We start from the raw sequence: 24605 nt of genomic DNA on the forward strand, positions 1-24605 counted from the left end.
TGGAATTTTTGCGATCGCTTAAATTGATGATGCCATTAATAATAAAATTAACTTGAATTACTATCAATAAGACTTGATGGTTACAGTGAATTTTAAATAGTTTGAATGCTATTATAGCTAACCGGTTATAATCTATAACAATAAGTATGTCTTAGGTTAGAGAAAAGTCAAAAATTCTTGATGTCAAAAATGATATATCTAACTTTTGACCCAGGGCTTTTTTTTTGAAATTTATTATTGTTATTAATAGCTAATAAATAAAGATTTCAGGAAATAGAAGTAATGTTTTTTCATAAGAAGGAATTAATCGCTAAATCGGTCAATGTTAAAGACCCAAATCCTCGTTTTGCTCAATTGCTACTAGAACAATTTGGCGGTGCCACCGGCGAACTTTCTGCAGCTTTACAATATTGGGTACAGTCATTTCATGTCGAAGATGCTGGTATCAAAGATATGTTACAAGACATTGCTGTAGAAGAATTTAGTCACTTAGAAATGATCGGAAAATTGATTGAAGTTCATACAAAAAATGTCGATCAAACCGATGCTTTCAAAAGCACTTTGTTTGCTGTCAGAGGTGTGGGTCCCCACTTTCTCGATTCTCAAGGTTCCGCTTGGAATGCTAATTATCTCAATGAAGGTGGTGATGTTGTTCGTGATTTACGTGCTAATATTGCAGCCGAAGCCGGTGCGCGTCAAACCTATGAATCCCTCATTAAACTAGCTCCAGACCAGGAAACAAAAGATACTCTGGTTCATTTGCTAACTCGTGAAATTTCCCATACCAAAATGTTCATGGAAGCACTTAATTCATTAGGGAAACTCACTGATCCTTTCTTTGGAGATATTCAGCCCGATGAAACCGTAGACCTCTACTATAACTTATCGAGTGATGGTGACCAAGACAAGCGAGGCCCTTGGAACTCTGATGAAAATTTCCATTATATTGCTAATCCGGTAGCCGAAAAAGAATAGTTAAACGCCATAGTTCTGATAGGGGGCAACTTCTTTGTTGAAGAGGTAAATGTGTTGAACTTTCGAGGGTATAATCGATTTGATTTACCCTCAGTTTTATTACTTTTAAAAAAGATTATCATCTATCTTTTTGAGACTCCCTTATATATAACAAAAACTTATTGAAAACTACAATAACAAAGAAAATAAAAATATTTGCCCCTCTTTACATTCCTTAATGTGTGAGAATTATTATCAATAACTCACGAGTTTACGGGCTTGTGGTATGATCATAAAGACTGATAATCAAGGCGTAGTATGTCAACTGTTAAAAATAGTCGAGATATTCCCAGTCTTACGTTGCTTGATCCTAAAACACATCTCAAAATCAAGGTGATTCAAGAAAAAATAGCAACTTTTTTGAGCAAATGTACTAAACAAGAGTAAACCATTGTAAAGCTGCTCTTGACAAAAAGACCAAAATAACAGTTGTAAGTCTTAAATAGGATTAAAAGATTTGTTTAAGTATCCGTTGAATATTTATGCTAAAATCCCCTTTATTTTCTTAGTAATGGTCATCCGAGGAACATGATGAATTGTTTTTCTCATAAAAATTTCTCCTACTTCTTAGGACTTTATTTATTAACAGTGACTAACTTATTAGCCTTTAATATTAAACCCAGTAATGGAGCAACTTGTACAGCGTTTCCTGTGGTTGGTGGGGAAACAAAAGATGAAACCGAGGTCACTAAAACCGTTTCTCAACCCGGTCTTTCTATTCCTGTTATCGGTCCTGCCAGTGTGGGGGTAAATAATAACTGGAATACGGATTTTTCTATTATCCCTCTCAAACAATATAAACAATATATTATTACTTTTCTACCAAAAGATGAAGGAGAATATAAAGTACGAGGTTATCTGAAATATAATGATAATACTGCCGATGAAATTTATAACGAAAATAAAACGTTTACCCCTGGGGAACCCATAGAAATAAAAGGAGTTCCCAAAGCGGATAATATACCCATTCAAGTTAATTTATTTGTTGGTGATCCCATTTCCATGGGAAAAACTTATACAGTTTCAGTGAAAGGTTGTATTTAGAATTTTAAAAAATATTTTAAAGACTTTCTCTATTCTGATGATAATTACGCCAAACTAACACAGGACATTGAGCTAAACGAACCACTTTTTCAGTGACCGAACCCAATAAAAAACGATTTAACCCCGTGCGTCCATGGGAAGCAATGACAATCAAATCGATGTTATTTTGTTTAGCATAATCAACAATTTCTAAACTCGGATTTCCTATTTTAATCACTAAGGTTAAATTATTAACTAAAGATTTAGGATAACGTTCATAAAAGTTATTTTTAACATTACTTTGACGAGTGTCATCGTTTAACGTTGACCAAATGACACCCGGATCAACGGATTCTAAAGGCAATAAAACATGAATCACCGTTATTTTATTCGGGTCTTTAATATAGTTTAACGTTTCATCAAGGGCATTAAAAGAGTCTTGAGAAAAATCAATGGGAACCAAAATGCGATCGCCAACAAATAAACTCATAGTAAACTATTAAAGCAGTGACCAGTTACCAGTTATTGGTCAGATGGATAATGAATGACAATCAAACTAACTCAATGAATCCTTTAAGTGTAGCACCGATGATGGATTATACCGATCGCCATTTTCGCTACTTGATGCGACAAATAACCCGTCATACCTTACTGTATACAGAAATGATTGTCAGCGCAGCCATTATACACGGCGATCGCCCGAAACTATTAGACTTTTCCCCCGAAGAAAAACCCCTATCCTTGCAACTAGGAGGAGATAACCCCCAAGAATTAGCCCAATGTGCCATCATTGCCGAAGATTGGGGTTATGATGAAGTTAATTTAAATGTGGGTTGTCCAAGCGATCGCGTTCAAAGTGGGCATTTTGGGGCCTGTTTAATGGCTAACCCTGAATTAGTGGCCCAATGTGTTGAGACAATGCAACAAGGGGTTACGATTCCTGTTACCGTTAAGCATCGAATTGGGATTGATCACCACGATAGTTATGAAGACATGGCCCGCTTTGTCAAGGTGGTTTCTGAAGCAGGATGTCAACACTTTACCGTACACGCAAGAAAAGCCTGGTTAAAAGGCTTAAGTCCCAAAGAAAACCGAAATATTCCCCCCTTAAGATACGACGACGTTTATCGTCTCAAACAAGAATTTCCTCAGCTTTTCATTGAGATTAATGGAGGAATTACGAATCTTGAACAAGTCCAACATCATTTAAACTTAGTTGATGCTGTGATGATTGGCAGGGCTGCTTATGATAATCCTTATTTATTTGCTACGGTTGATCGAGATATTTATCAGGATAATGTAACACAGTTAACTCGCCATGAAATCATCGAAAAAATGTTACCTTATATCGATGATTGGGTCAGTCGTGGCCATAAACTCCATAAAATTAGTCGACATTTATTAGCTATTTTTTCAGGTATTCCAGGGACAAAAGCGTGGAAACGACATATTAGCGAAAATGCTCATTTACCCGGTGCAGACTCAAAAGTGATTGTTGAAGCGTTGAAGAAAGTTCCAGATAGGGAGTCAGGAGTCGGAAATTGGGGAGAATTACAACCAATTGCCACGGAATAAAAGACAAAAATGGGTAGGGGCATAATATATTATGCCCCTACATCCTATGCCATCAACTCCCAAACTACTGTATGACAAACTCTGCCAAACTACAGTAAACTTTAGACAAATTATCTGTTCCCTGTTGCCTTTAACCGGTCATAACTCCTAACTCTTATTTTTACCCCGTTTTAATCGTCGAAAACTTCCCATCAAACCCACTGTCATCAATCCTAAAATAGCATTAGGTTCAGGAACTTGAGAAACACTAAAAACACTGGTTGTTCCACTAATCTCATTAGCAACCACTAATAAAGGTGAATTAGTGGGACTGTCTTCTGGGTTAATAAATAACACCCCTTCGGGCCCCAAGTCTCCGACAGCAGAAGTCATGACATCCTGGGTAAAGTCTCGATTATTGGTATAGCTAACAAAAGAGGGATTGTTAGGATCGGTGATGTTATAAATCATAATACCCCCAATTCTTTCTAAGCCAATAAAGGCATAGATTTGATCCCCTATTCTTCCAATGGTTACCGCTTCGGGTTCGGGACCTTTATCATCACTGCGATTATCAAAGGTATTGTTACTATTACTCGCATTGAAATATTCAGGTAACAGTTGAGCTAATAACACCTCAAATTGATTGCCACTATCGAAAACTAAATTACCGTTTTCATCCCAAATACTAAAAGAACGGGCCCCATAGGAATAAAGTTCATCAAAGTCACCGTCGTCATCTGTATCCCCTAAGGTGGTGGTAATGTTTAAACGACCTAAAGCTGAGTTTTGCTGAAGTTCAGTTGCATTGGGAAAAGCTACGGGATCGAGAATAACATCTGCAACTCTGGCCTCTTCACTAAATCCAGGATAATCCCTTGAGTCTCCTTCATTGGCCGTGACAATATAGGTTTGACCACCAACCGTATAAGAAGCGATCGCATCGGGTTGATACATTCCCTTGAGATTATTATAGGTTTGAAGATTAATCGCTCCATCTTCGTTACTCGCATCCAAAGAATTACCCGATAAAGAATGATCTTTGAACCCCAGGGGAATAATATCGGTAAATGTTGCACTGGGGATGTCTAAAACACCTAGAGCATTATTTTCTTGTAACGCTACCCAGGCCCTGGTTGAATCCTCTGAAATGGTAATATATTCGGGTTCTAAGTCTCGCGCTACAGTAGCACCGGGTCCAAAAATACGAACCCCTGCATCAATTAATTGCTGTTGACTAGCATTAAATGCTTGGAAACCGGCTGTAATGACATTCGATTGACTGAGAGAACCAATGCCACCACTAATATCAATAATACTTACCGAACCTTCTGGATCGATTGTATAATCATCGTTAGGTTCCCCTTCATTGGCCACTAAAACCTTGCTCCCATCAGGGGTAAAGTCTAACATATCCGGTAAAGCACCCACCATGACACTGTTTAAAAAGAGTCCATCGGTGTCATAAAAAGACACCATTCCTGGGTCGGTTTTGATAGTTGCTTGTTCGGCTACGGCCACAACACCATTTTTCACTGCTACACTATTAACCCCTCCTCCCGTTAAACTGATGGGGGATAAAGCGATTGGATTTCTCGGATTATTAATATCTAAAACCGTTATTTCATTAGCAAATCCATTGACGACAAATACCCGACGACTAATCGGATCATAGGCGGGGATTTCTGCTGCACCTTCATCAAAAATGCCGGTTTGATGGGTTCCTAAAAGATTTAAAGAGAGTTTCATCCCCTGTGCAGATTGGGAAAAGGTGAAGAATGAGCCGATAATAATCGATGGGGTGATTAGGGTTTGTAGATTTTTAAAAAGAGTCATGAGAACAAATAACAGTTCATTTTTTAATGATTTCTCGTTATTTATAACAGAATCTTCTCAATAAATCTTTCTTCCTTTAATAACCTTCCGTTAATCTCAAATTAACCTTCAAGTAAAGGCAACAGGCAAGGGTTCTCCCCCTAACAAAAGGGGAAGTTAGAGGGGGTGGCAACAGGCAACAGTTTTAATCTTCCTCTGCTCCCTACTCCCTCTGCTCATAAGATTCTTACCGAGCGATCGCTAATTGTGGCATTAAACGATTCAAAACTTGTTTTAATACCATCGCAGTCCAATCGATATCTTCTCGGGTTGTGTGCCGTCCCAAGGTTAAGCGAATCCCTTTGAGGGCTTCTTGTGGAGAGTAACCCATGGCTAATAAAATAGGACTGGGACTTAATTTACCACTATGACAAGCTGAACCGGCACTAATGGCAATCCCTGCTAAATTCATTTGACGGACAATCATTTTACCGGTTATTTTTTCGGTTTCCATCGTTCCGAAGGGATCGTGAACGATGAAACTAACATGATGAGGAAGCCGGTATAATCTATCCCCTGTGGGAATGACATAAGGACAATCGGCCATTAAATCAAAGAGGCGATCGCGTAATCCCATTAAGCGATCGCTTTCGGTGGCCATTTCCTTGGCCGCTAATTGGGCCGCCAGTCCAAATCCCCCAATCACCGCTACGGCTTGGGTTCCTGAGCGTTTTTTGCTTTCTTGGCCCCCTCCCAAAAGGATCGGATCAATGTTGACTCCTGGACGCACATATAAAGCGCCGGCTCCTTGAATTCCGTAAATTTTATGTGCGGAGATGGATAATAAATCAATGGGGAGTCGTTGCACATCAATGGGTAGTCTTCCTGCGGTTTGTACGGCATCGGTATGAAAGAGAATGTTATGATCCTGGGCAATGTTGGCCAATTCTTCAATGGGTTGTACCGTTCCCACTTCACTTTGACCATAAATAATGGATATCAGCACCGTATTAGAGCGAATCGCCGCTTTTAAGTCCAGAGGATTGGTTCTACCTTGACGATCCACTGGTAAACGGGTTATCTCCCATCCTTGTGCTTCTAAACCCCTCACCGGTTCACTAATGGCCGGATGTTCAAGACTAGAAATAATTAAATGTTGAGGTGTGCTATATTGTCTTGTGATACCGAAGATAGCCAAATTATCCGCTTCAGTTCCCCCTGATGTGAAGAGAATGGACTCAGGATTACTCGCATTTATTAAAGAAGCCACTTGCACTCTAGCCATTTCTATTACCATAGCAGCCCGTTGTCCCCACTGATGCAGACTAGAAGGGTTACCCCATTGCTCTGTTAACAAGGTATTAACGTAAGCAACGACCTCTGAACGAGGGGGAGTGGTGGCACTATAATCTAAGTAAATTTGCATTATGGTATAAAAAGAGTGTTCGGATCAGGCAGTGGGTAATCTCTAAAAATAGACAATTGAAGCAATCTATCTTAATGCCCTGGCTTACATACATTATAATCTTCGTGGGAAACAACCGCTTCGGGGGTTAAAAAATTGCCATGATCCCGACAAATTAAGCGATAATGTCGGGTTACCGGAATGCTAATAATAAAGCGATCATGTCGTAGTCGTTTTCCGCGAAAAAGGCGATAATCTTGCTGATTAGCCAGTGCTTTGAGAATTTGACGGGCTTTAAGCACTACATTTTTGGGAAAGGGTCTTAAATCGATAGGATCTTTCTTAAAAGTTTCTTCCCAAGCATTTTTCTGTTGTTGTTTTTGTTGGATGGCCGTTTGTTCTTGGGCGCAACGATGACAAATTTTGCCATACCCTTTATGACCACAGGGAAACTTTTTTTTTCGTCTCGACATAATAACCTATTATCGATAAAATGCTTGCGATCGTGCCATATATCTAGAATACAGGCTGAGATGATCCCCTCGCAAAATAACTTGAGAAAACGCAACAACTTGAACTTAATCTTCTCGATGAATACGAAAGAACTAAACGCAAGGGATCAAAAAATCAATTTCCATTCAGTCATGAATCATAGTATTTATAGGACTCACCAGGTAAAGATCCAGTTAAAGGCTCTCCCACTTCTTAAAACTTAAGAAAATTCTTGACGACTCTCAAAAAGTGATTGCACAATGAAGATAGTGGTGAGGACGATTGTGAGACTTCTGTACATCCGAATTAATGTAAAAGTTCTAGGAGAACAGAGGAGCTTATATAAGAGTAATCGCTCATTATTTCTGACTTTTAAATAAGCTTTTATATAAGCATAAATTAAACATAAGAATAGTATGTTGAATCAACTCATTAGTCAGCTTCTTTTCTTATTAAGTAAGCTCATCTATTAGAAAAAATCGCCTTTTTGGGTGATGTCGTTCTGTTTTTTGGCAGCTATAGTCAAGATAAATAAACTAGCAGTTTAGGGATTTTTAAGAGACAAAATTATGTTATTTAATCAATCATTTTTATCCATACTAACGCCTCTTTCTTTATTGTCATTGAGTGTCATTTCTGGTTTAGGTATTTTCAACAGTCAATCAGTGCTTGCCAGTGATAAAGAGATCGATGGAAATCAAAAAGAATTAGTAACACAAACGGTAACCAGAAATCAGCTACCTAACGGGACTTATCTATATGGCAGTTCCCCTCAAGCCGATGAAATTGGACAAGAATATATGGTGTTTCAAGTCCATCAGGGGGAAATTAAGGGGGCTTTATATATGCCACATTCAGAGTTTAATTGCTTTACAGGAACCTTTGAGGGCAATCAAATGAGAATGTCTGTGGTTGACCCCTATGATGGCACTCATCACGATTACTCGGTGGCTTTGCAAGTTCCTTCTACAGTGGCGAGTAATGGTCAATGGCCTCATGTTGGTCTACAGGGGTTTTATCGTCTGGATGAGATTAGTTTGAGTGATCAAAAAATTCTTGACACTTGTTCCTCATAGAAATTACTGATTAATCTCAACTAAAACTTTCAAAATGCCTCGTTTTTGTGCGGTTTCAAAGGCTTCAAGTCCTTTATTTAGGGGATAACGCCCATGTATTAAAGGCTTAACGTCCACTTGTTCTTGTTCTAATAATTGTAAAGCGGGAGCAAACGGACCGCAACGGGAACCCATAACAGTGATTTCATCTACCACTAATGCTGAAGCATCTAGGGTTAATTTTCCTGCATAGGTACTTTTTAAAACTAAAATTCCACGGGGATAAAGTGAACGTCGAGCGAGATCAAACCCTTGAGGATTTCCAGTACATTCGACGGCAATATCAAAACTTCTCGGTGTTAGCTCTGTTTCTAACCCTGTTTGAATCCCTCTCGCAGCCAGATTGGCTAATTTTTCTCGGTGACGACCAATTACCCATAAATCACACCCAGTCAAGGCTAAGGTTTGAGCAACTAATTGACCTAATTTACCATCTCCCACCACTAACACCCGATGATTGTCATTAATAGTTATCTGTTGTTGAATTTCCAAAGCAGCGGCCAAAGGTTCAGTAAAGGTGGCCACATCGTTATTGACGTTATCAGGCACTCGGTGTAAATTGTCAATGGGTAGGGTTAAATAATCCGCAAACGCCCCATTACGGTTGACAATGCCTAAAACACTACGATTTTCGCAATGGGTAGGAGAACCCCCTGACAAAAACGACAGTGACCACAAACGGCGTTAATTTCCCCGACAACCCTTTGATTAATGAGATGTTGGGGACCCTGTTCAACCACACCGACAAATTCGTGGCCTAAAACCCCTTGATAGGGATAATAACCCCGTAATAATTCTAAATCAGTGTTACAAATACCAGCTTGTAAGACTTTGACTAACGCTTCATCTTTATTGGGTTCAGGAATGGGTAAATCGGTTTTTAATTGTAATTGTTGATTTTCTAACCAAAGTCCTTTCATAATTCTCTATTTTAAGGGGTCTCATATTGTGATGGTACAATGGAACAGCACACAATCAACAAAGGGTTATTTAATAACTGATTTTTTTTCAAGTTTACTTTACTTATGACCTCACCCCAAATTTTTGAACAGACCATTTTAATTAAAGCAAGTTCAACTATGGTTGAACGTTGCATTACCGATTTAGAATTAATGCACCGTTGGTTAAACCCGGCGTTAAAGTGTGAACCCATTCGAGAATGGAATACAGACATTGGGGGAAGAAGTCGTTTTATTATTAAAATTCCTCCCATTAATCCAACGTTAATTAGTCATGTGGTTGAACGGGAACCTGGGTTAATTGTTTGGCAATTTACTGGCTTTTTTAAAGGACGCGATCGCTGGGAATGTCAACCCATTCACAAAGGAACAAAATTAATTAATCGTTTTGAGTTTGAAATTCCTAATCCTTTAGTGAGTTGGGGGTTTAATCAATTTGCTGCTGCTTGGACTAAAAAAGATATGAAAGCACAATTAAGACGATTAAAACGGGTGGCAGAAGAGATTTATCAATTAGAATGTAGTAGTTAATTAGATCGTTCTACTGTTAAAAAAGATTCAATGGTTTTGAGTAAACTTTTTGCTAGAATAGGCTTACCTAGATAGGCATTAGCTCCTAATGTTGTTCCTTCTTGTCGATGATGTTGACCGGTACGAGAGGTAACCATGATAACAGGAATATGAGCAAAATCTGAGTGTGAACGGATAGTTTTTAGTAATTCAAAGCCATTGAGACGAGGCATTTCTATATCTGAAATAATCAGATCAATTCCCCTTTGATGCAGTTCTAATTTTTCCAGTGCTTCTTGTCCATCACGACAAAGAATAACATTAAACCCTACTTTGTCTAAGATTTTTTCGAGTAACCGTCGGGTTGCTACTGAGTCTTCTGCTATTAATATTGTCCCCTTATTAAAGGATTGTAATCTTTGTTTTTTAGCTGATAAATTAGATTTAGTTTCTGAGAAAATAGCCAAAGTTTGAGGGAGAATAACAGGAACTATTTCCCCACTGCCTAAAATGGTACATCCTAATAAGTAATTTGGGACAATAACGGTTTCATCAAAGGACTTTACTAATAGTTGTTCTTCGCTGATCAAACTATCTACCATTACCAAAAAGGGAGAAGAGACCCCTTCTAAAATAAGACCAACTTGAGATTTTACCGAAAGATCACAACGATTTTGATGAGATAATAATTCTGATAAATGTAAGACAGGGATAGATTGATCTCTCCATATTATTTGCGAAAAATCTGGATGATTCCAGACTAATTCTGATAGGGGAATGGTTTCTAAAACACTAGAGGTAGGAAGGGCAAAAAGATTATGTTGCCATTTAATTAAAAAGAGAGACATAAAGTTTAAATTGAGAGGAATATTAAGAATAAAAGTCGTTCCTTTATTCATTTCACTATTAACGTTAATGGTTCCTCTTAATTTTTGGATTTTATTACGAACAATATCTAAACCCACTCCCCTTCCTGATAATTCACTGGTAGTTTCTACTGTAGAAAAATTAGGATGAAAGATCCATTCTAAAATTGAGTCTTGGGATAATTTATCAAAGGTTAATTTTGAGGAAACTAATCCTTTTTGTTTGGCTTTTTGATACACTTTATATAAATCAATTCCTTGTCCATCATCCTTAACTATTATTTGTAACTGATGATGATCAATGCTGGCACTTAGTTCAATTTTAGCCCGTTCAGATTTACCATTAGATAATCTTTCTGATGGTGATTCAATCCCATGAGATAAGGCATTATTAATGAGGTGAGATAAGGGGGTTTGTAATTGTTCTAATAGGATTTTGTCCATTAAAACATTTTCCCCTTTAACTAATAAATCAACTAACTTTTCATATCGATTATTAAGGGATTCAATTTGAGGAAAAAATCGGTTAGCAATGGTTTTAAAGGGAACTAATCTACATTGGGTGACATTGCTATAAAGAGCATCAATATTACTATCAAATACATCTAAATTATCAGAAATATCTTGATTAATAAAATTAAGGTCAGCATAATTTTCTTGAAATTGAAGCATTAATTCTTGAAAGGTTTGTAAGCTACTATGAATTTCTGTATAGTGATCTAATTCTAAATTATCAAAAGATTCGTTAATATCATTAGAAAGAGGAGCGATCGCTAATTGATTATAAAAATTTTGTACTTGTTCTTGAATGGGATTAAGTTGACGCGAAATGTCTCGTATTTTTCGAGTAACTTGAGATAATTGTTGTTGTCTTAATCTCAATCTTTCTCTCGTTACTAACAATTCTTCTACTTCATTAGTTATGACTTCTAATCGTTCTAAAGGAATTCTTAAATTAGAGGATGATGAAAAATCCTCTTGAGAGTTAGGGAAAAAATTATTGATATTAATCTTATTTTCTTGTTGATTAAGGGATGATTTAAACTTAACTTCTGACGAGGATAAACAAGTTTTAGATTTTTTCCGTAATTCAATAATTAATGGTTGAATGATTTCTAACAAATACGCCGAAGGAACCTCATGAAATAAATCTTTTAACGGTTCAATTTTCTCAACTAACCAAGGCAATTCTAAGGTTTCTCCTAACAATAAACATTCTTGATAAAAATCAAATAAAATAGTTTCTATATTCTTAGGTAAATGATCAGAAGATAATGGTTCAATCGTCGAAAAACAACGCTCTAATTCTTTTTGGATGACTAATTGAAGTGAAGGGTTTTCTTGAGCATCTTGATGGGAAATAGCCCTTAAGTTTTGGTGTGTCGCTAACGTAGAAAAATCAGCTAAAGCTTTTAATAAATTACCATCAGCAAATATGTCTTTTTGTCCCTGGGCTTCATGTAACAACAAACTAATTTCTTTAACAGCCCATTCTAACAACTTCCAGCCTTCTTTTTTCTGCGAATGAGACTGTTTTTGGAGAATTTCTAACACATCTTCAAACCCATGAGACAATTCCATAATGCTGGATAACTGGGCAATTCCGGCTCCTCCTTTTAATGAATGGGCAGCCCTTAGTAATTCAGTAAAATCAGCTTTTTCATAACCCTTTTCTATCTCGGTTTTTAAGATAAAGATATACTCAGGGGCATCTTCATCTAAAAAGCACTGACGGGCTTCTTTAGTCATTTCAGCTAGGGTAATATCATCTAATTCAAATTTCATATTTGCCTCAGTTTATTAGTTTAATAAAAATTCAAAAAAATCTAAGATTGTAAACGAAACTGCTCGACAGATATCTGTAAAACCTTCATTTTTTCAACTAAAGTATGAAGAGAGTTAACCACATTTTCTGCTTCTGAGGAAGTCTGTTGAGAAATAAGCGCAACGTCATGTATTTTCTGATTAATTTGTTGAGACGCATGGGTTTGAGCCGTTGTATTCTGGGTAATTTGTTCTAAATAATCATCCATGTTTTCGCTAGTAAGGGCTAACCCTTGTAAAATTTCTTGGGTTTGACGAATTAACTGGGTTCCTGTAACCACTTCTGCGGTACTATTTTCCATATCTTCTAACACTAAAGAAGTGTCTTCTTGTATGGTTTCTACTAAATATTGAATGTCTTGAGTGGCTTCGGTAACTTTAGTGGCTAAACGACTAACTTCTTCAGAAACACTTTTAAACCCTTCCCCATGCTCTCCTGCTCTTGCTGCTTCAATAGACGCATTAAAAGCTAACACATTGGTTTTTTCAGAAATTGAAGAAATAATAGTAACAATTTGAGAAATTTCTTGAGACGATTCTGCTAATTTTTTCAGTTTTTTAGCGGTTCCTGCCACTGAAAAACGAATTTTTTGAATACTATTAACCGTATGATTCATAGCAATATCCCCTTCTTTTGCTTGTTGACGAGCTAATTTAGAAATATTGGCTACTTCTTGGGTTGAATCAGCGACACTTTGAATGGACTGATTAATATCAGCCACCCGTTCAAACACTTGGTTAATTTCTTGCGCTTGATTAATGGCTGCTTGGGAGAGATTTTTAACTTCTTTTTCTTTCTCTAATGCTAAAACATTGACCTCAGAGGAGACTGTTTTGACTTGAGAAACTAAACCCCGAAGACTACCAATCGTCATGTTAAACGCATCAGCAACGGACCCCACAACCCCGTCAGTAACTTCTGCTTCAACGGTTAAATTTCCTTTTTGTGCTTCTTCAATATCTAACAACATTTTTATCACTTCTTGTTGCAGGTTTTCTCTAGCTTGTCGTTGTTTTTCTGCTTCTTTTTCTTGTTGTTCGGCATAATAGGAAAGTTCAGCTTCTGAAGCGACAATACTATCAGCCATAAGATTAAAACTTGTGGCTAATTCTCCCATTTCATCATTGGCAAATTTTTCGGCTCTAACTTGACGATTTCCTGAAGAAAATTCGCTGGTTGTTTCTCTTAATTTATTAAGGGGTTTAAGAATCGCTTGTCCGAGTAATTTGGCTAAAACAATACTGACAGCAATCGTTAATAATGCAGCCATCCCTTGAAGACTTAAACTTTGTAACATTAATGTATTTAAAGCATGATGGGGGGTTCCTCTTAATAAAACACCGATGGGTTTATTTTCAAAATTAAATAATGCTTTGGCTGCTACTGTATAAGGATTATTTTTGATATTGACAACTCCTGTAATTACGTTTCCATTAGCGTCAATGGCTTTTTGTAATAATTTATTATTGGGAAGAGTTGGGTTTTCTTTGAGAATTCCATTGGCATTAAGTAATTGAGAAGTGGCTAAACTAAAGTTACCTTGATTATCATATAAATAAACTGCGCTATAACCATTATTAAAGGCTTTTAATGTATTATTAACCACGGGAGGCTTAACCACATCTCCAGAGATTAAAGCTCCTACAATTTCGGCTTTTCCGTTACGAACTGGGGTGATAGTATAACGAATCAAAAAATTAGGTTTACTGTCAGATTTAATATTCATGTCTCGGGCTAACATTTTCGCAGCGAAACTATTTTCTTGGGCTAACTCATCGTAAGGAATTATTTCAGTAAAGTTACTTTTTTCACCAGTTTTAAGGGTTTTTGTAACTAAGCCATAAGGATTAAATACAAGTTGATTTACTTTAATATTTCCTGTAGCAATGGTAATTCCATCTTTATCAACTAACGTAGCAAATTCTATTTTTTGTTTATGAATTTCATTGGCTAAAGTCGTTAAAACTTCCCCAGTTGCTTTTTTGGTTTCTGCTGCTTCAATAATACCTAAATTATTGGCTTGACTATCAAAAGTCATTTCCATCTGTTCGATTTTCGAGTTATAATTAATTTCGGCAACTTTTAACTCTGATTTTGCTTGATTTACTAATTGAAATCGCCCATTACTAATAATTAAAACTGCCCCAACACCCACTAAAGTTAAAATCGACCCAATTTCTGAAGTTAATAAAACCCCTAATTGTTTCGTTTGAATGGGTAAATCATAAAATTGTTTCAGTAATTTTTGATGTAAAGGAAGGGACTCAACTAAATTATTAGTGATAGTTGATGTTATTTTGTGTTCATCAAGATTAGCATCGTTAGAAGTGGTTTCAAGGGTAGATAAAGCTTTTTGGGCAATCCCTTTATAGGTTCCTTCTCTATCAAGTTCAATCACCTGCTGATAAAGAGAAATTGCCTGATTAATATTACCCGATTTTTCTAAATTACTGGCTTGTAATATTAAATTTAAACAAGCATTACCATCAGTATTTTCAACCATTGAATGCTCATAAGAATTTTCCTGATTAGGGTCTTGAGAAGATAAAGAATTATCATTAAAATCTAACATTTTTTTATCCATTATTGATAAGATGAGCAACTTTTTTACTATTTATTGATAGTTTTAAAAATAGTTTCTGTGTTTAAAATACCAAAAACAGTATTATCTTTTTTTACAACTTTATCTAAACAGTGTTTAAATTGTGATGCAAAATAATTAGAAGCAATATTGTCTGATTGAGTTTTTATGTTCAGAACACCTTCTATTTTTTTAACCACTAAAGCAACTTTTTTTGTTTTTCCTGAAACAGAGGATTTCACAATAATAGCTGTTAAATTTTCTTTTCTGTTCAGTAAATCCGAGTCTATTTGAAAAAATTGATCAGTATCTAAAACCCATAATAAAGCCCCTTGATAATTAGTAACCCCTAATAAGTAATTAGAAACACCAGGAATTAAACAGATATTTTCTGGAGTAATTTGTATCACGGTTCCCATGTTTTCTAGGGGTAAAGCTAAGTGGATAGATTTAGATAATTCGATTCCAAAATAGTCTTTTTTCATAATAGTTTTTATCAAGAAAGATAACGAGAAACAGCTTGAATTAACTGTTGAGGAGCGAAAGGTTTAGAAATATAATCATTACCCCCTTGACGTAATGCCCAAAAACGATCAAATTCTTCTGATTTTGAACTACAAAAAACAATAGGAATATGCCGCCATTGAGGATTTGATCTAATTTTTCTACATAGTTCTAATCCGGTTTCTTCAGGCATGATAATATCTAAAAGAATCAAGTCAGGAAAGTGATTATTTTCTAGCCATTGCCATGCTAATTTTGCACTAGAAACATTTGCTGTTATAAAACCTGCATGGGTTAATAAAGCAGAAATCAATTGTCTTTCAGCGTTAGTATCTTCTACAACTAAAATTGTTTTCATGGGACTATCTTTATGAAAAAAGTGTTTTTGAGAGTTGATGCTTTGAGTTGATTAGTGATTAAATGGAGTCGATATTACCTGAGAGTCTTCTAATGAGTTAGCTGTTTGGTTTAAGGTTAATTGTTTAATGATTTTTAGAAGTTCTTGGGGTTGGCATGGTTTCGTTAAATAATGTTCAACCCCTAGCATTTTTGCTCTAAATTTATCAACTAATCCATCTCTTCCGGTTAACATTACAATGGGAATGTTTCTTAACTTACTAGACTTTTGTAATATTCTACAAAGTTCATAACCGTTAATTTGAGGCATATTAATATCCATTAATATTACTTTGGGTTCATATCTTGCTAAAGTCGTTAAACATAAAGTGGGGTCAGTTAAACTCAAGGTTTGATATCCGATAATTTCTAATGTTTTCTGGATATGTTTTTGAACAGCGCGACTATCATCAATGCAAGCAATAATAGGCGAACTTATAGAAGATAATTTTCTTTCTTTCCTTTCAGATGTAATCGTATTTTGACTATTTACCTCAGTAACATTATCGACAAAAGGAAGAATATCAATAATATTAGATTGTAAAAGATATTGAAAATCTGCGATAAAAGTTAAGGGTAAAATCCCCCTTTCTTGAGACAATTGATAAATGGATTTTTTTTGAGCTAAATTTAATAACCAAAAAGAGATTCTAGGAACTTGTGTTTGATCTAAATTTTTTTGAGACTTCCAGAATTGATAGAAGTGATAAGTTTTACTCGAATCTAAATAGAGTCGATGAAATGGACTAAGATAATGGGATGAAACGTTTTTCCAGACTGTACTTTTGACATAAGCAGTATTCAGAATATCTTCCCGAGAAAATTTAGTAATGGGTGAGAGAATTTGCTGATTAGATGAAAATTCAATAAGAGGGTTTTCTATGGTTAAAATATGAGATAAACCTTCCTCAGTTAATTGAAAAAGTAGTCTTTTTAATTGAGACAAAGGTAAATTTTTTGACTCCCACCAGCTAGTCATAGATTCATAGTCCCCAATATTAAAAAGTAATGTAGGGGGTGAAAATTTTGGAATCAAATATTTACATAAACAACTTAATCTTTCTTTTTGTCCTACATTGGTGGTGATATAATAAATATAATTATCTTGATAATATAATTCCCAACTGATAAATTTATGTCTAGAGTCTGTTACTTTGAGACATCCTGAAGGATTATGTTGAGTCATCAGATTACATAAATGATGAACTGTTTTCGGAATTTTTTCTGGCATCGTTATAAAAAAATGTTAGAGAACAACTAATAACTTACCTATAATATAAGAATATTTATCGAGTGCCTACCTCATGAAAATTCGGTAAATTCACGTGAATAAAATTTGTCTTTTAGTGACATATGCTAATTGACAAAACTAGATAAATATGTTCAAAATAGTAGATATTTTCAAGGTTTTGTTACTTAAGTTTTACTTAATTTATTATTAATGAATACTTAACCTTAAAAGGAAGATTCAAGTCCAGCTAATTTATGTAGATAATCTTCTTCACTTTACAAGAAGCAATGAGTTATAAAATAATCAATAAAGTGTCATAACTTCCGTAATTGGTAAACGAGATTGTACCCCTAAGTTCCATGAAGAAATATGACCTTTTTTTAGGTGTTCACCAGCAGCACAAGCAATCATGGCGGCGTTATCTGTACAAAGTTTTAGAGGGGGAAAATGGACAGTTAAATTGTGTTTTGTCGCTGCTTCTTGAAGCTGTTTTCTCAGTCCACTATTAGCAGCCACACCACCCCCCACAGCAATATGACTAATGTTATAATCGAGAGCGCAGGTAATGGTTTTTTTAGTTAAAGAACGAGCAACCGTTTCTTGAAAACTAGCCGCTAAATCAGCAATGGGTAAAGGTTCGTTATTTTCTTGTTTGAGTTTTTCGACTAATCGTAAAACGGCTGTTTTTAAGCCACTAAAACTCGAATCATAAGGATGATAACCCCCCTGGGGTAAGGATACTTTTCCCTCTGGTAAAGCAAATCGTTTCGGGTTGCCTTGATGGGCTAATTTATCAATAATAGGACCCCCCGGATAGCCTAAGTTTAATAATCTGGCTACTTTGTCAAACGCTTCCCCGGCTGCATCATCGCGAGTAGTTCCTAATTGTTCATAAATACCACAATCTTTAACATGAATCAGACTGGTGTGACCCCCTGAGACTAATAAACATAAAAAAGGCGGTTTCCAATTAGGTTCACTGAGATAAGTGGCATAAATATGACCTTCTAAATGATGAATTCCTAAGAAGGGTTTTTGATGAATCATCGCTAAAGTTTTCGCTGCTGTTTCTCCTACCATTAATGCCCCAATTAATCCCGGTGCAACGGTAGCAGCAATACCATCGATATCATTCCAGGTCAAGTTTGCTGTTGTTAAGGCTTCTTCAATACAAGGATTAATGGTCAAAAGATGTTGACGGGAAGCTTCTTCAGGAACCACACCGCCATAACGTTTATGTAGGTCAATTTGGGAAGCGACAACACTACTACAAATTGTTTGATTATTAACAATAGCTACCGCAGTTTCATCGCAACTGGTTTCAATCCCTAGTATCGTTGTCATAAGCTTGTGAACTGTCTTTTTTTGTGATCTTTTTTGATTGTATCTCGTTATTTTTATCTTGAATAGTATGATGAGTGGAATTGGTGTCAAGCCACAGGGCTAAACTATTCGATAAAGTTGTTAAAGAATTAATCAGTTCAGGAGAAAGACTTTGTGAGGGTAAATCACTAGAACGAAAATGTAAATCTCTTTGAGGAAAAGGAATTTCAATTCCTTCTTCTCTAAATTTACTATCAATTTTGAAGTACAAATCACTTTTAATTTGAAATTGTTTATAAGGTTTACTAATCCAAACTAACAAATTAAAATTTAAAGAACTATCACCAAACTCCGAAAAAAAGACTTGAGGGGATGGTATGGATAAAATATCTCGGTGATTTTTAGCTGTATCAATTAAAACTTTTCTCACCGCTTCTAAATTAGAACCATAGGCAACGCCCACAGGAATTTTTAAGCGAGAAATGGGACTAGAATGACTCCAATTAATTACTTCTGATTCCAAAAAACGAGAATTGGGTAAAATAACAGAAATTTGATCCAGTGTTCTGATTTCTGTACTTCTGACGCTAATTCTTTCTACGGTTCCCATCAATTCATCCACTTCAACAAAATCTCCAACTTGTATGGGACGCTCAAAAATCAACACTAATCCACTGACAAATTCTTTCGCAATTCCTTGCAGTCCTAAACCAATTCCTACCCCTAAAACACTGGCAAAAACCGTTAAAGAACTTAAGTCTAATCCCCACACTTGTAGAACAACAATAGTTCCTAAAAATATCAGGGTATAGTTAACAATTAAAGCAGTGGTATCTTGCACCGCACGATTGAGTCCCGTGGCACTTAATAACTTAGATTTTAGGACACGGCTAACCGTACGAGTTAGGGTGATAACCCCCGCCAATAAACCAATTAAAATAAAAAAGTCAAGCACCGAATATCTTTGATTTCCTAAAGGAAAAACATCGGTAATTAAACTAACTTTTAAAATATCGATAACGAAATCATTCCATTGACGAGTTTGAGGAAATAAACGACTAATATAACCTAGGGCAACAATCCAAATGATGGCACGAATAACCGTTAATAAAACTAACAATCCCACCAACTGAAAATTAAAAGAAGATTCACTAGGGATGCCTGTTAAAGGTTGATTAGAAGTAGTGGAAATAAGGGGATTAGAATCAGTTTTTTGTGTGGTGAGCGGTTTTAACCAACGCTGCCAAACCCCTCCCAATTTCCAAGATAAAATAAAAGCTAAGAAAAGAATAGCGATCGCAATAACAATGGCTTTAATATAATACTGCACCGTTCTTTCTGATTTGGCTTTTTCAATCGCCCTAATTAAAGTATTTTTCCAAGCTTCTGCTTCTTCTTCTAAGTTTTTTCCCACGGGAACATCATTAGAGGTTACCGATAAGAAATAACTATCATTAATGGTAATAACAGGAACTTCTTGATCTTTATTAATTTCAACTGCAATAGGCTCTTCATTTTGTTCTATTATTTTGTCTAAGGTATTATTCGCTTTTTCTGCCCGTTGTTGTGCGGTATATTGTCCTGACTCACTCACATAAAACAGGGTGTTTCCTTCTAAAATAATGGGGGCGGTTGGTTTTTCTTGACCTAAAATGGGACTGACTAAACCAACAAAACCCAAAGCAACTAAAAGGGTTAAACTCCAAGCAACTAAAGTGGTTAAGAAATTTCGTTTTTTGCTCCAATAAGACATATAAACTTAATCAAAATCCGTTAAAAATTGGCTAACATTTCTATGGGTTAGTTAAAGGGTTATTCAGATCATAACTGATGAACAAAGTTTTTTTATTATCATTGGTTAAACTTCTTTGAGGAGGTTTGTATCGAGCAATACAAGAAAACAATCTTATCTATTATTACACTATTTTTACTAAGAGCAGTTTTCCTTTGCAGAGATTAAATATTAAGATGATGAGTAATTAAGGGGATTTCATATAACTAAAATATTGATACACCTAATTGAAAACTGCTATGAGGTCGACATTTTGCGATAAAATTAGAAGAGTTGATCAATCTTTGGTGACCAATACACCAAATACAACCCATTCAACCCCCCTATGTTATGTGGGGAATGCACCTGCCCATCGAATTACCCTAAACTATGGATATTAAAGAAGGCTTTGTTGGTACTGTTGGCAATACACCCCTCATTCGACTCAAAAGCTTTAGTGAAGAAACAGGCTGTAATATATTAGGCAAGGCAGAATTCCTTAATCCTGGGGGTTCTGTAAAAGATAGGGCTGCTTTATACATTATCAAAGACGCAGAAGAAAAAGGACTGCTCAAACCGGGGGGAACTGTCGTCGAAGGAACCGCCGGCAACACAGGCATCGGATTGGCACATATTTGTAATGCCAAAGGTTACAAATGCCTGATTATTATCCCCGAAACCCAGTCTCAAGAAAAAATAGACCTCTTGAGAACCTTGGGGGCCGAAGTTCGCACCGTTCCTGCCGTTCCCTACAAAGATCCTAATAATTATGTTAAAGTCTCAGGAAGAGTGGCCGAAGAATTAGACAATGCTATCTGGGCCAATCAATTCGATAATTTAGCTAACCGACAGGCCCATTATGAAACCACCGGCCCTGAAATTTGGCAACAAACCGACGGAAAAGTGGATGCTTGGGTATCGGCCACAGGAACCGGCGGAACCTACGCAGGTGGGGCATTATTTTTTAAAGAGAAAAACCCTGATATTAAATGTATTGTCGCGGACCCCATGGGAAGTGGCTTATATAGCTATGTCAAAACCGGAGAAATTAACCCTGAAGGCAGTTCTATAACCGAAGGGATAGGCAATAGTCGCATTACAGCCAATATGGAAGGGGTTCCCATTGATGATGCCATTCAAATCGACGATCATGAGGCATTACGGGTAATTTATCAGTTATTGTACCAAGATGGCTTATTTATGGGGGGGTCTGTTGGGATTAATGTGGGCGCGGCCGTTGCTTTAGCCAAAGAAATGGGGCCGGGCCATACCATTGTCACGGTTTTATGTGATGGTGGGTCCCGTTATCAGTCTCGTATTTATGATAAAGAATGGTTAGCTTCTAAGGGGTTGTCTGTTAGTTGATGGTCAATTAATTGTCGTTACCTAACTTCACTCAAATGTCAACAGAGCGCAGGATTTTAGTCTGTCAAGGCCGTTGTTGTCGTAAAGATGGTTCAAAACAACTATTAACGGCCTTCGAGTCTCAAACCCCTCCAGATGTCCAAATTACCCCTTGTGGTTGTTTGGGACAATGTGGAAACGGGCCGAATATTGTTATATTACCCGACAAAAAAATATATCAACGGGTTTCAGAAAAAGATGTCTCAGTTCTCTTTTTAACTAATAAAAATTAATTAAATCTATCACTTATAAATACAGATGGAAAATAGACCCAAAACAACCGTCATTTTAGCGATGACGGCCGATGGAAAAATTGCTGATTTTCAAGGTAATGCAGCTAGATTTAGCTCAGATATTGATCAAAACCATCTAGAAAAACAAATTTCTTTAGTGGATGGGGTTTTATTTGGTGCAGGAACCTTAAGAGCGTTTGGAACGACTAAAATGGTCAAAGATGCCGAATTATTAGCCAATCGAAAAGACAATAATAAACCCAGTCAACCTGTTCATATTGTGGTTTCCGCGTCTGGAAAAATTGCTGATAATTTACGCTTTTTTTCTCAACCGGTTCCCCATTGGTTAATGACGACAAAAAAAGGTGCAGATAATAAGACTTCACAATTTGAAAAAGTTTTGACCTGTGCTGAAATAGAAGTCGGAACAATCAACTTAGTTGAAGCCTTTAAAACGTTAAAAGAACTAGGATTAAATCATCTGGCCATTATCGGCGGTGGGAAACTGGTTGCTAATTGTTTAGAGCAGAATTTAATTGATGAATTCTGGTTAACCATTTGTCCTTATCTCTTAGGGGGAAAAACCGCACCCACCCCAGTAGAAGGGATGGGGTTTCTGTCTTCTCATGCTCAAAAATTAGAATTATTAAGCTTAGAACAAATAGAACAAGAAATCTTTTTACACTACAAAGTATTATCCATCTAGCAACATTTTAAGAAACATTTTGATAGATTTGTTGTTCTCGATTAATAAACACCTCAGCCAAGACTTGGTAGGCTTTGGCCCAAGCTGTCATCACTTCTTCTGTTGCTGCCTCTCCCAACACATCCTTAATAGCCTGTAACAAGCATTCTCCCACTATCGGATACTGTTCCGGTAAAACATGGGTTTGTACGTGACGATGAGCAATTTTATCGACCATTGCTTTTAAAGATTCTAAATCATCGATATGGGTAGCGTAACTATAAACGGCCGTCGCCAGTTTAGCCGGTTGTGTTCCATTGGCCTGTGCCGACATATCAAACTGTGCCTTCACTTCCGGATGAGTGTCAAACATAATTTCGTACATCCGAGTCGTAATTTTTTGACCGTGTTGTTTAATTACAGGAGCGGTGGATTTAACAATATCAATCGTTTTTTGACTTACTCCTTGTTTAGGTGGCAGATGTTCAGATAAAGCTAGAGTAAAAGACAAGTTTTCTTGTGCTTGCACCGCATGAGGCGCATTAGCCGCCATAAATATAAAGACTCCTGGGGTCAATGCAATCTCTTTTCCCTCTAAATTGAGATTTCCCTTACCTTCTATGACGGTTATAACCGCATTACGAGTAGAAGTATGTTCATCAATCTCTGTCCCTGCTGCTAAGCAAAATAAACTATATTGACTGTTGTTATCCTTGAGTAACACTTTACTGTTGATACCTTGGGCAGGATATTCAATTAAATCCTGTAATGTAGCGTTAAAAGAATGGTTAGCTGTCGCGACTGTCATAATTTTCTCCTTTGTTTTTTGTTGTTTATCAATTACACTCGATCTATTCCATCTCTACTGACTAATAAAAACGATATAACCGAGATTTTTTCCCTGTTGTTGAAAGCTACGACGCATCTGTAGGACTCTGTGACGGAGATTGGGTTTAGTTAAAACATTCCAGATAATTTTGACGGTTCCAAATAAACCTTCATCGTTAATCATTTGATTGAGATTCAGTAATCCCATGTTTCCGGTTTGCTGTTGCTGTAGGGTTAAACCTGCATCCCGACAAAGGTTTGACCACTGGGAAACCGTTAAAGGATTAGCGTTGACTCGAATCGATTCAGATAAGCTTTTACGCACTTGTTCGGCATTATCCCGGACAAGCATTTCATGGGAAAGAAATTTTCCCCCGGGTTTGAGACAGTTTTTAACCCCTGATAATATTTTAGCTTTTCCCACATCTGACTGCATCGTCAGTATGGCTTCAGCTAAGACATAATCAAACTTGTCTGTCATCTCATCTAAGTGAAAAATGTCTCCTTCAATAATGGTGATTTGGTCTGATAATCCCGCAGCTTTAATATTTTCCCTCGCTTTAGCCACGCTATCTGGATTTTTCTCCATTCCTACCACGCGGACTTTGTATTTTTTGGCGATTTCTATGGCACTTTCCCCAAAGCTTGCCGCTAACTCTAATAGGGTTTCTCCTGGTTGAAAATTAGCCCAAGTCAATAATTGTTCGGTTGCTGCTTTTCCTCCAGGCCGTAATATTTTTTTTCCTGCTGTTGCTAAGACTTGATGACCGGGGACGGTGGCAAAATTAACTGTAGTTGTCATGAGTTTCTCCCAACTCGATACTTTTACTGTGACATGAAATTTCTGTCCCGTCTTTGAGGTAGCTCATATTAAGCAGGGGAGTGGGGGAGTAGGGGAGCAGGGAGCAGGTTTACACTGAGCTTAGTCGAAGTGGAGTTAAAAAAATTATTTACATTTCTTAAGACAGTTCAAAACATCAAACCACTGCGTTAAGTTATGAAACGTTAACTTGACTGAGAAGCTTAAAAATTTTGTAGCTTAATATACAGAAATCTTTTTAAATCTATGAA

At 36.6% G+C, this 24605-nt stretch carries 21 protein-coding genes and 1 pseudogene; 8 read left to right on the forward strand and 14 right to left on the reverse strand.

The features are described from left to right. Positions 1 to 282: 282 nt before the first annotated feature. Positions 283 to 975 carry a manganese catalase family protein gene (locus C4E06_RS17465; protein ID WP_107669210.1) on the forward strand — a complete coding sequence of 231 codons (693 nt, stop codon included), beginning with the start codon at positions 283 to 285 and terminating at the stop codon, positions 973 to 975. 627 nt (positions 976 to 1602) lie between these two features. Next, positions 1603 to 2058: a hypothetical protein gene (locus tag C4E06_RS17470; RefSeq protein ID WP_198648781.1), complete on the forward strand. Its 456-nt coding sequence runs from the start codon at positions 1603 to 1605 to the stop codon at positions 2056 to 2058. A 16-nt stretch (positions 2059 to 2074) separates the two neighbouring features. Here C4E06_RS17470 and C4E06_RS17475 read toward each other — a convergent pair whose 3' ends face one another. After that, positions 2075 to 2527: a universal stress protein gene (locus tag C4E06_RS17475; RefSeq protein ID WP_107669212.1), complete on the reverse strand. Its 453-nt coding sequence runs from the start codon at positions 2525 to 2527 to the stop codon at positions 2075 to 2077. A 50-nt stretch (positions 2528 to 2577) separates the two neighbouring features. Between C4E06_RS17475 and dusA the strand changes: the two genes are divergently transcribed. Next, complete coding sequence (gene dusA / locus C4E06_RS17480) at positions 2578 to 3612, forward strand: tRNA dihydrouridine(20/20a) synthase DusA (protein ID WP_107669213.1); 1035 nt, start codon at positions 2578 to 2580, stop codon at positions 3610 to 3612. A gap of 147 nt (positions 3613 to 3759) precedes the next feature. On the opposite strand, the gene C4E06_RS17485 is transcribed toward dusA, so the two are convergent. From C4E06_RS17485 to C4E06_RS17495, 3 genes are all read right to left on the reverse strand, one after another. Continuing rightward, positions 3760 to 5427: a choice-of-anchor I family protein gene (locus C4E06_RS17485; protein WP_107669214.1), complete on the reverse strand. Its 1668-nt coding sequence runs from the start codon at positions 5425 to 5427 to the stop codon at positions 3760 to 3762. 226 nt (positions 5428 to 5653) lie between these two features. Further along, positions 5654 to 6832 (reverse strand): cysteine desulfurase family protein, encoded by a 1179-nt coding sequence (locus C4E06_RS17490; RefSeq protein WP_107669215.1) that lies wholly within the window; start codon positions 6830 to 6832, stop codon positions 5654 to 5656. A 71-nt stretch (positions 6833 to 6903) separates the two neighbouring features. After that, the gene (locus tag C4E06_RS17495; protein ID WP_107669216.1) at positions 6904 to 7284 is read right to left on the reverse strand and encodes a hypothetical protein; all 381 of its coding nucleotides are present in this window, start codon (positions 7282 to 7284) and stop codon (positions 6904 to 6906) included. 588 nt (positions 7285 to 7872) lie between these two features. Here C4E06_RS17495 and C4E06_RS17500 point away from each other — a divergent pair. Beyond that, on the forward strand, positions 7873 to 8379 hold the full coding sequence (locus tag C4E06_RS17500) for a hypothetical protein (protein WP_107669217.1): 507 nt from the start codon (positions 7873 to 7875) through the stop codon (positions 8377 to 8379). A gap of 3 nt (positions 8380 to 8382) precedes the next feature. Here the strand turns inward: C4E06_RS17500 and C4E06_RS17505 are convergent. Further along, a pseudogene (locus tag C4E06_RS17505) lies at positions 8383 to 9338 on the reverse strand (alcohol dehydrogenase catalytic domain-containing protein). 105 nt (positions 9339 to 9443) lie between these two features. Between C4E06_RS17505 and C4E06_RS17510 the strand changes: the two are divergent. After that, positions 9444 to 9908, forward strand: a complete 465-nt coding sequence (locus C4E06_RS17510; RefSeq protein WP_107669218.1) for an SRPBCC family protein — start codon at positions 9444 to 9446, stop codon at positions 9906 to 9908. Here the strand turns inward: C4E06_RS17510 and C4E06_RS17515 are convergent. From C4E06_RS17515 to C4E06_RS17545, 7 genes are all read right to left on the reverse strand, one after another. Beyond that, complete coding sequence (locus tag C4E06_RS17515; RefSeq protein ID WP_107669219.1) at positions 9905 to 12538, reverse strand: response regulator; 2634 nt, start codon at positions 12536 to 12538, stop codon at positions 9905 to 9907. The two genes, C4E06_RS17510 and C4E06_RS17515, sit on opposite strands and share 4 nt — an antisense overlap. Before the next feature lie 41 nt (positions 12539 to 12579). Further along, positions 12580 to 15150, reverse strand: a complete 2571-nt coding sequence (locus C4E06_RS17520; RefSeq protein ID WP_107669231.1) for a methyl-accepting chemotaxis protein — start codon at positions 15148 to 15150, stop codon at positions 12580 to 12582. A 38-nt stretch (positions 15151 to 15188) separates the two neighbouring features. Then, the gene (locus tag C4E06_RS17525; protein ID WP_107669220.1) at positions 15189 to 15644 is read right to left on the reverse strand and encodes a chemotaxis protein CheW; all 456 of its coding nucleotides are present in this window, start codon (positions 15642 to 15644) and stop codon (positions 15189 to 15191) included. Between the two features lie 11 nt (positions 15645 to 15655). Continuing rightward, positions 15656 to 16021 (reverse strand): PleD family two-component system response regulator, encoded by a 366-nt coding sequence (locus C4E06_RS17530; protein WP_107669221.1) that lies wholly within the window; start codon positions 16019 to 16021, stop codon positions 15656 to 15658. A 51-nt stretch (positions 16022 to 16072) separates the two neighbouring features. Beyond that, positions 16073 to 17290: a response regulator gene (locus C4E06_RS17535; protein ID WP_107669222.1), complete on the reverse strand. Its 1218-nt coding sequence runs from the start codon at positions 17288 to 17290 to the stop codon at positions 16073 to 16075. Positions 17291 to 17593: 303 nt separating this feature from the next. After that, on the reverse strand, positions 17594 to 18634 hold the full coding sequence (gene tsaD / locus C4E06_RS17540) for a tRNA (adenosine(37)-N6)-threonylcarbamoyltransferase complex transferase subunit TsaD (protein WP_107669223.1): 1041 nt from the start codon (positions 18632 to 18634) through the stop codon (positions 17594 to 17596). After that, a complete protein-coding gene (locus tag C4E06_RS17545) occupies positions 18612 to 20366 on the reverse strand; it encodes a mechanosensitive ion channel family protein (RefSeq protein ID WP_107669224.1) in 1755 nt (584 codons plus the stop codon). Before C4E06_RS17545 ends, tsaD begins: the two co-directional genes overlap by 23 nt. A 408-nt stretch (positions 20367 to 20774) precedes the next feature. Between C4E06_RS17545 and C4E06_RS17550 the strand changes: the two genes are divergently transcribed. The 3 genes from C4E06_RS17550 to C4E06_RS17560 are packed head-to-tail and all read left to right on the forward strand — an operon-like array spanning position 20775 to position 22727. Further along, the gene (locus C4E06_RS17550) at positions 20775 to 21749 is read left to right on the forward strand and encodes a cysteine synthase A (protein WP_107669225.1); all 975 of its coding nucleotides are present in this window, start codon (positions 20775 to 20777) and stop codon (positions 21747 to 21749) included. Between the two features lie 35 nt (positions 21750 to 21784). Further along, on the forward strand, positions 21785 to 22021 hold the full coding sequence (locus C4E06_RS17555) for a (2Fe-2S) ferredoxin domain-containing protein (RefSeq protein ID WP_107669226.1): 237 nt from the start codon (positions 21785 to 21787) through the stop codon (positions 22019 to 22021). A gap of 25 nt (positions 22022 to 22046) precedes the next feature. Next, on the forward strand, positions 22047 to 22727 hold the full coding sequence (locus C4E06_RS17560; RefSeq protein WP_107669227.1) for a dihydrofolate reductase family protein: 681 nt from the start codon (positions 22047 to 22049) through the stop codon (positions 22725 to 22727). A 7-nt stretch (positions 22728 to 22734) separates the two neighbouring features. Here the strand turns inward: C4E06_RS17560 and C4E06_RS29620 are convergent, their stop codons facing one another. Continuing rightward, on the reverse strand, positions 22735 to 23514 hold the full coding sequence (locus C4E06_RS29620) for a globin domain-containing protein (protein ID WP_107669228.1): 780 nt from the start codon (positions 23512 to 23514) through the stop codon (positions 22735 to 22737). 54 nt (positions 23515 to 23568) lie between these two features. Next, the gene (locus tag C4E06_RS17570; protein WP_107669229.1) at positions 23569 to 24336 is read right to left on the reverse strand and encodes a cyclopropane-fatty-acyl-phospholipid synthase family protein; all 768 of its coding nucleotides are present in this window, start codon (positions 24334 to 24336) and stop codon (positions 23569 to 23571) included. Between the last annotated feature and the right edge of the window lie 269 nt (positions 24337 to 24605).

The sequence above is a fragment of the Cyanothece sp. BG0011 genome, assembly GCF_003013815.1.
Taxonomy (GTDB): Bacteria; Cyanobacteriota; Cyanobacteriia; order Cyanobacteriales; family Microcystaceae; genus Crocosphaera.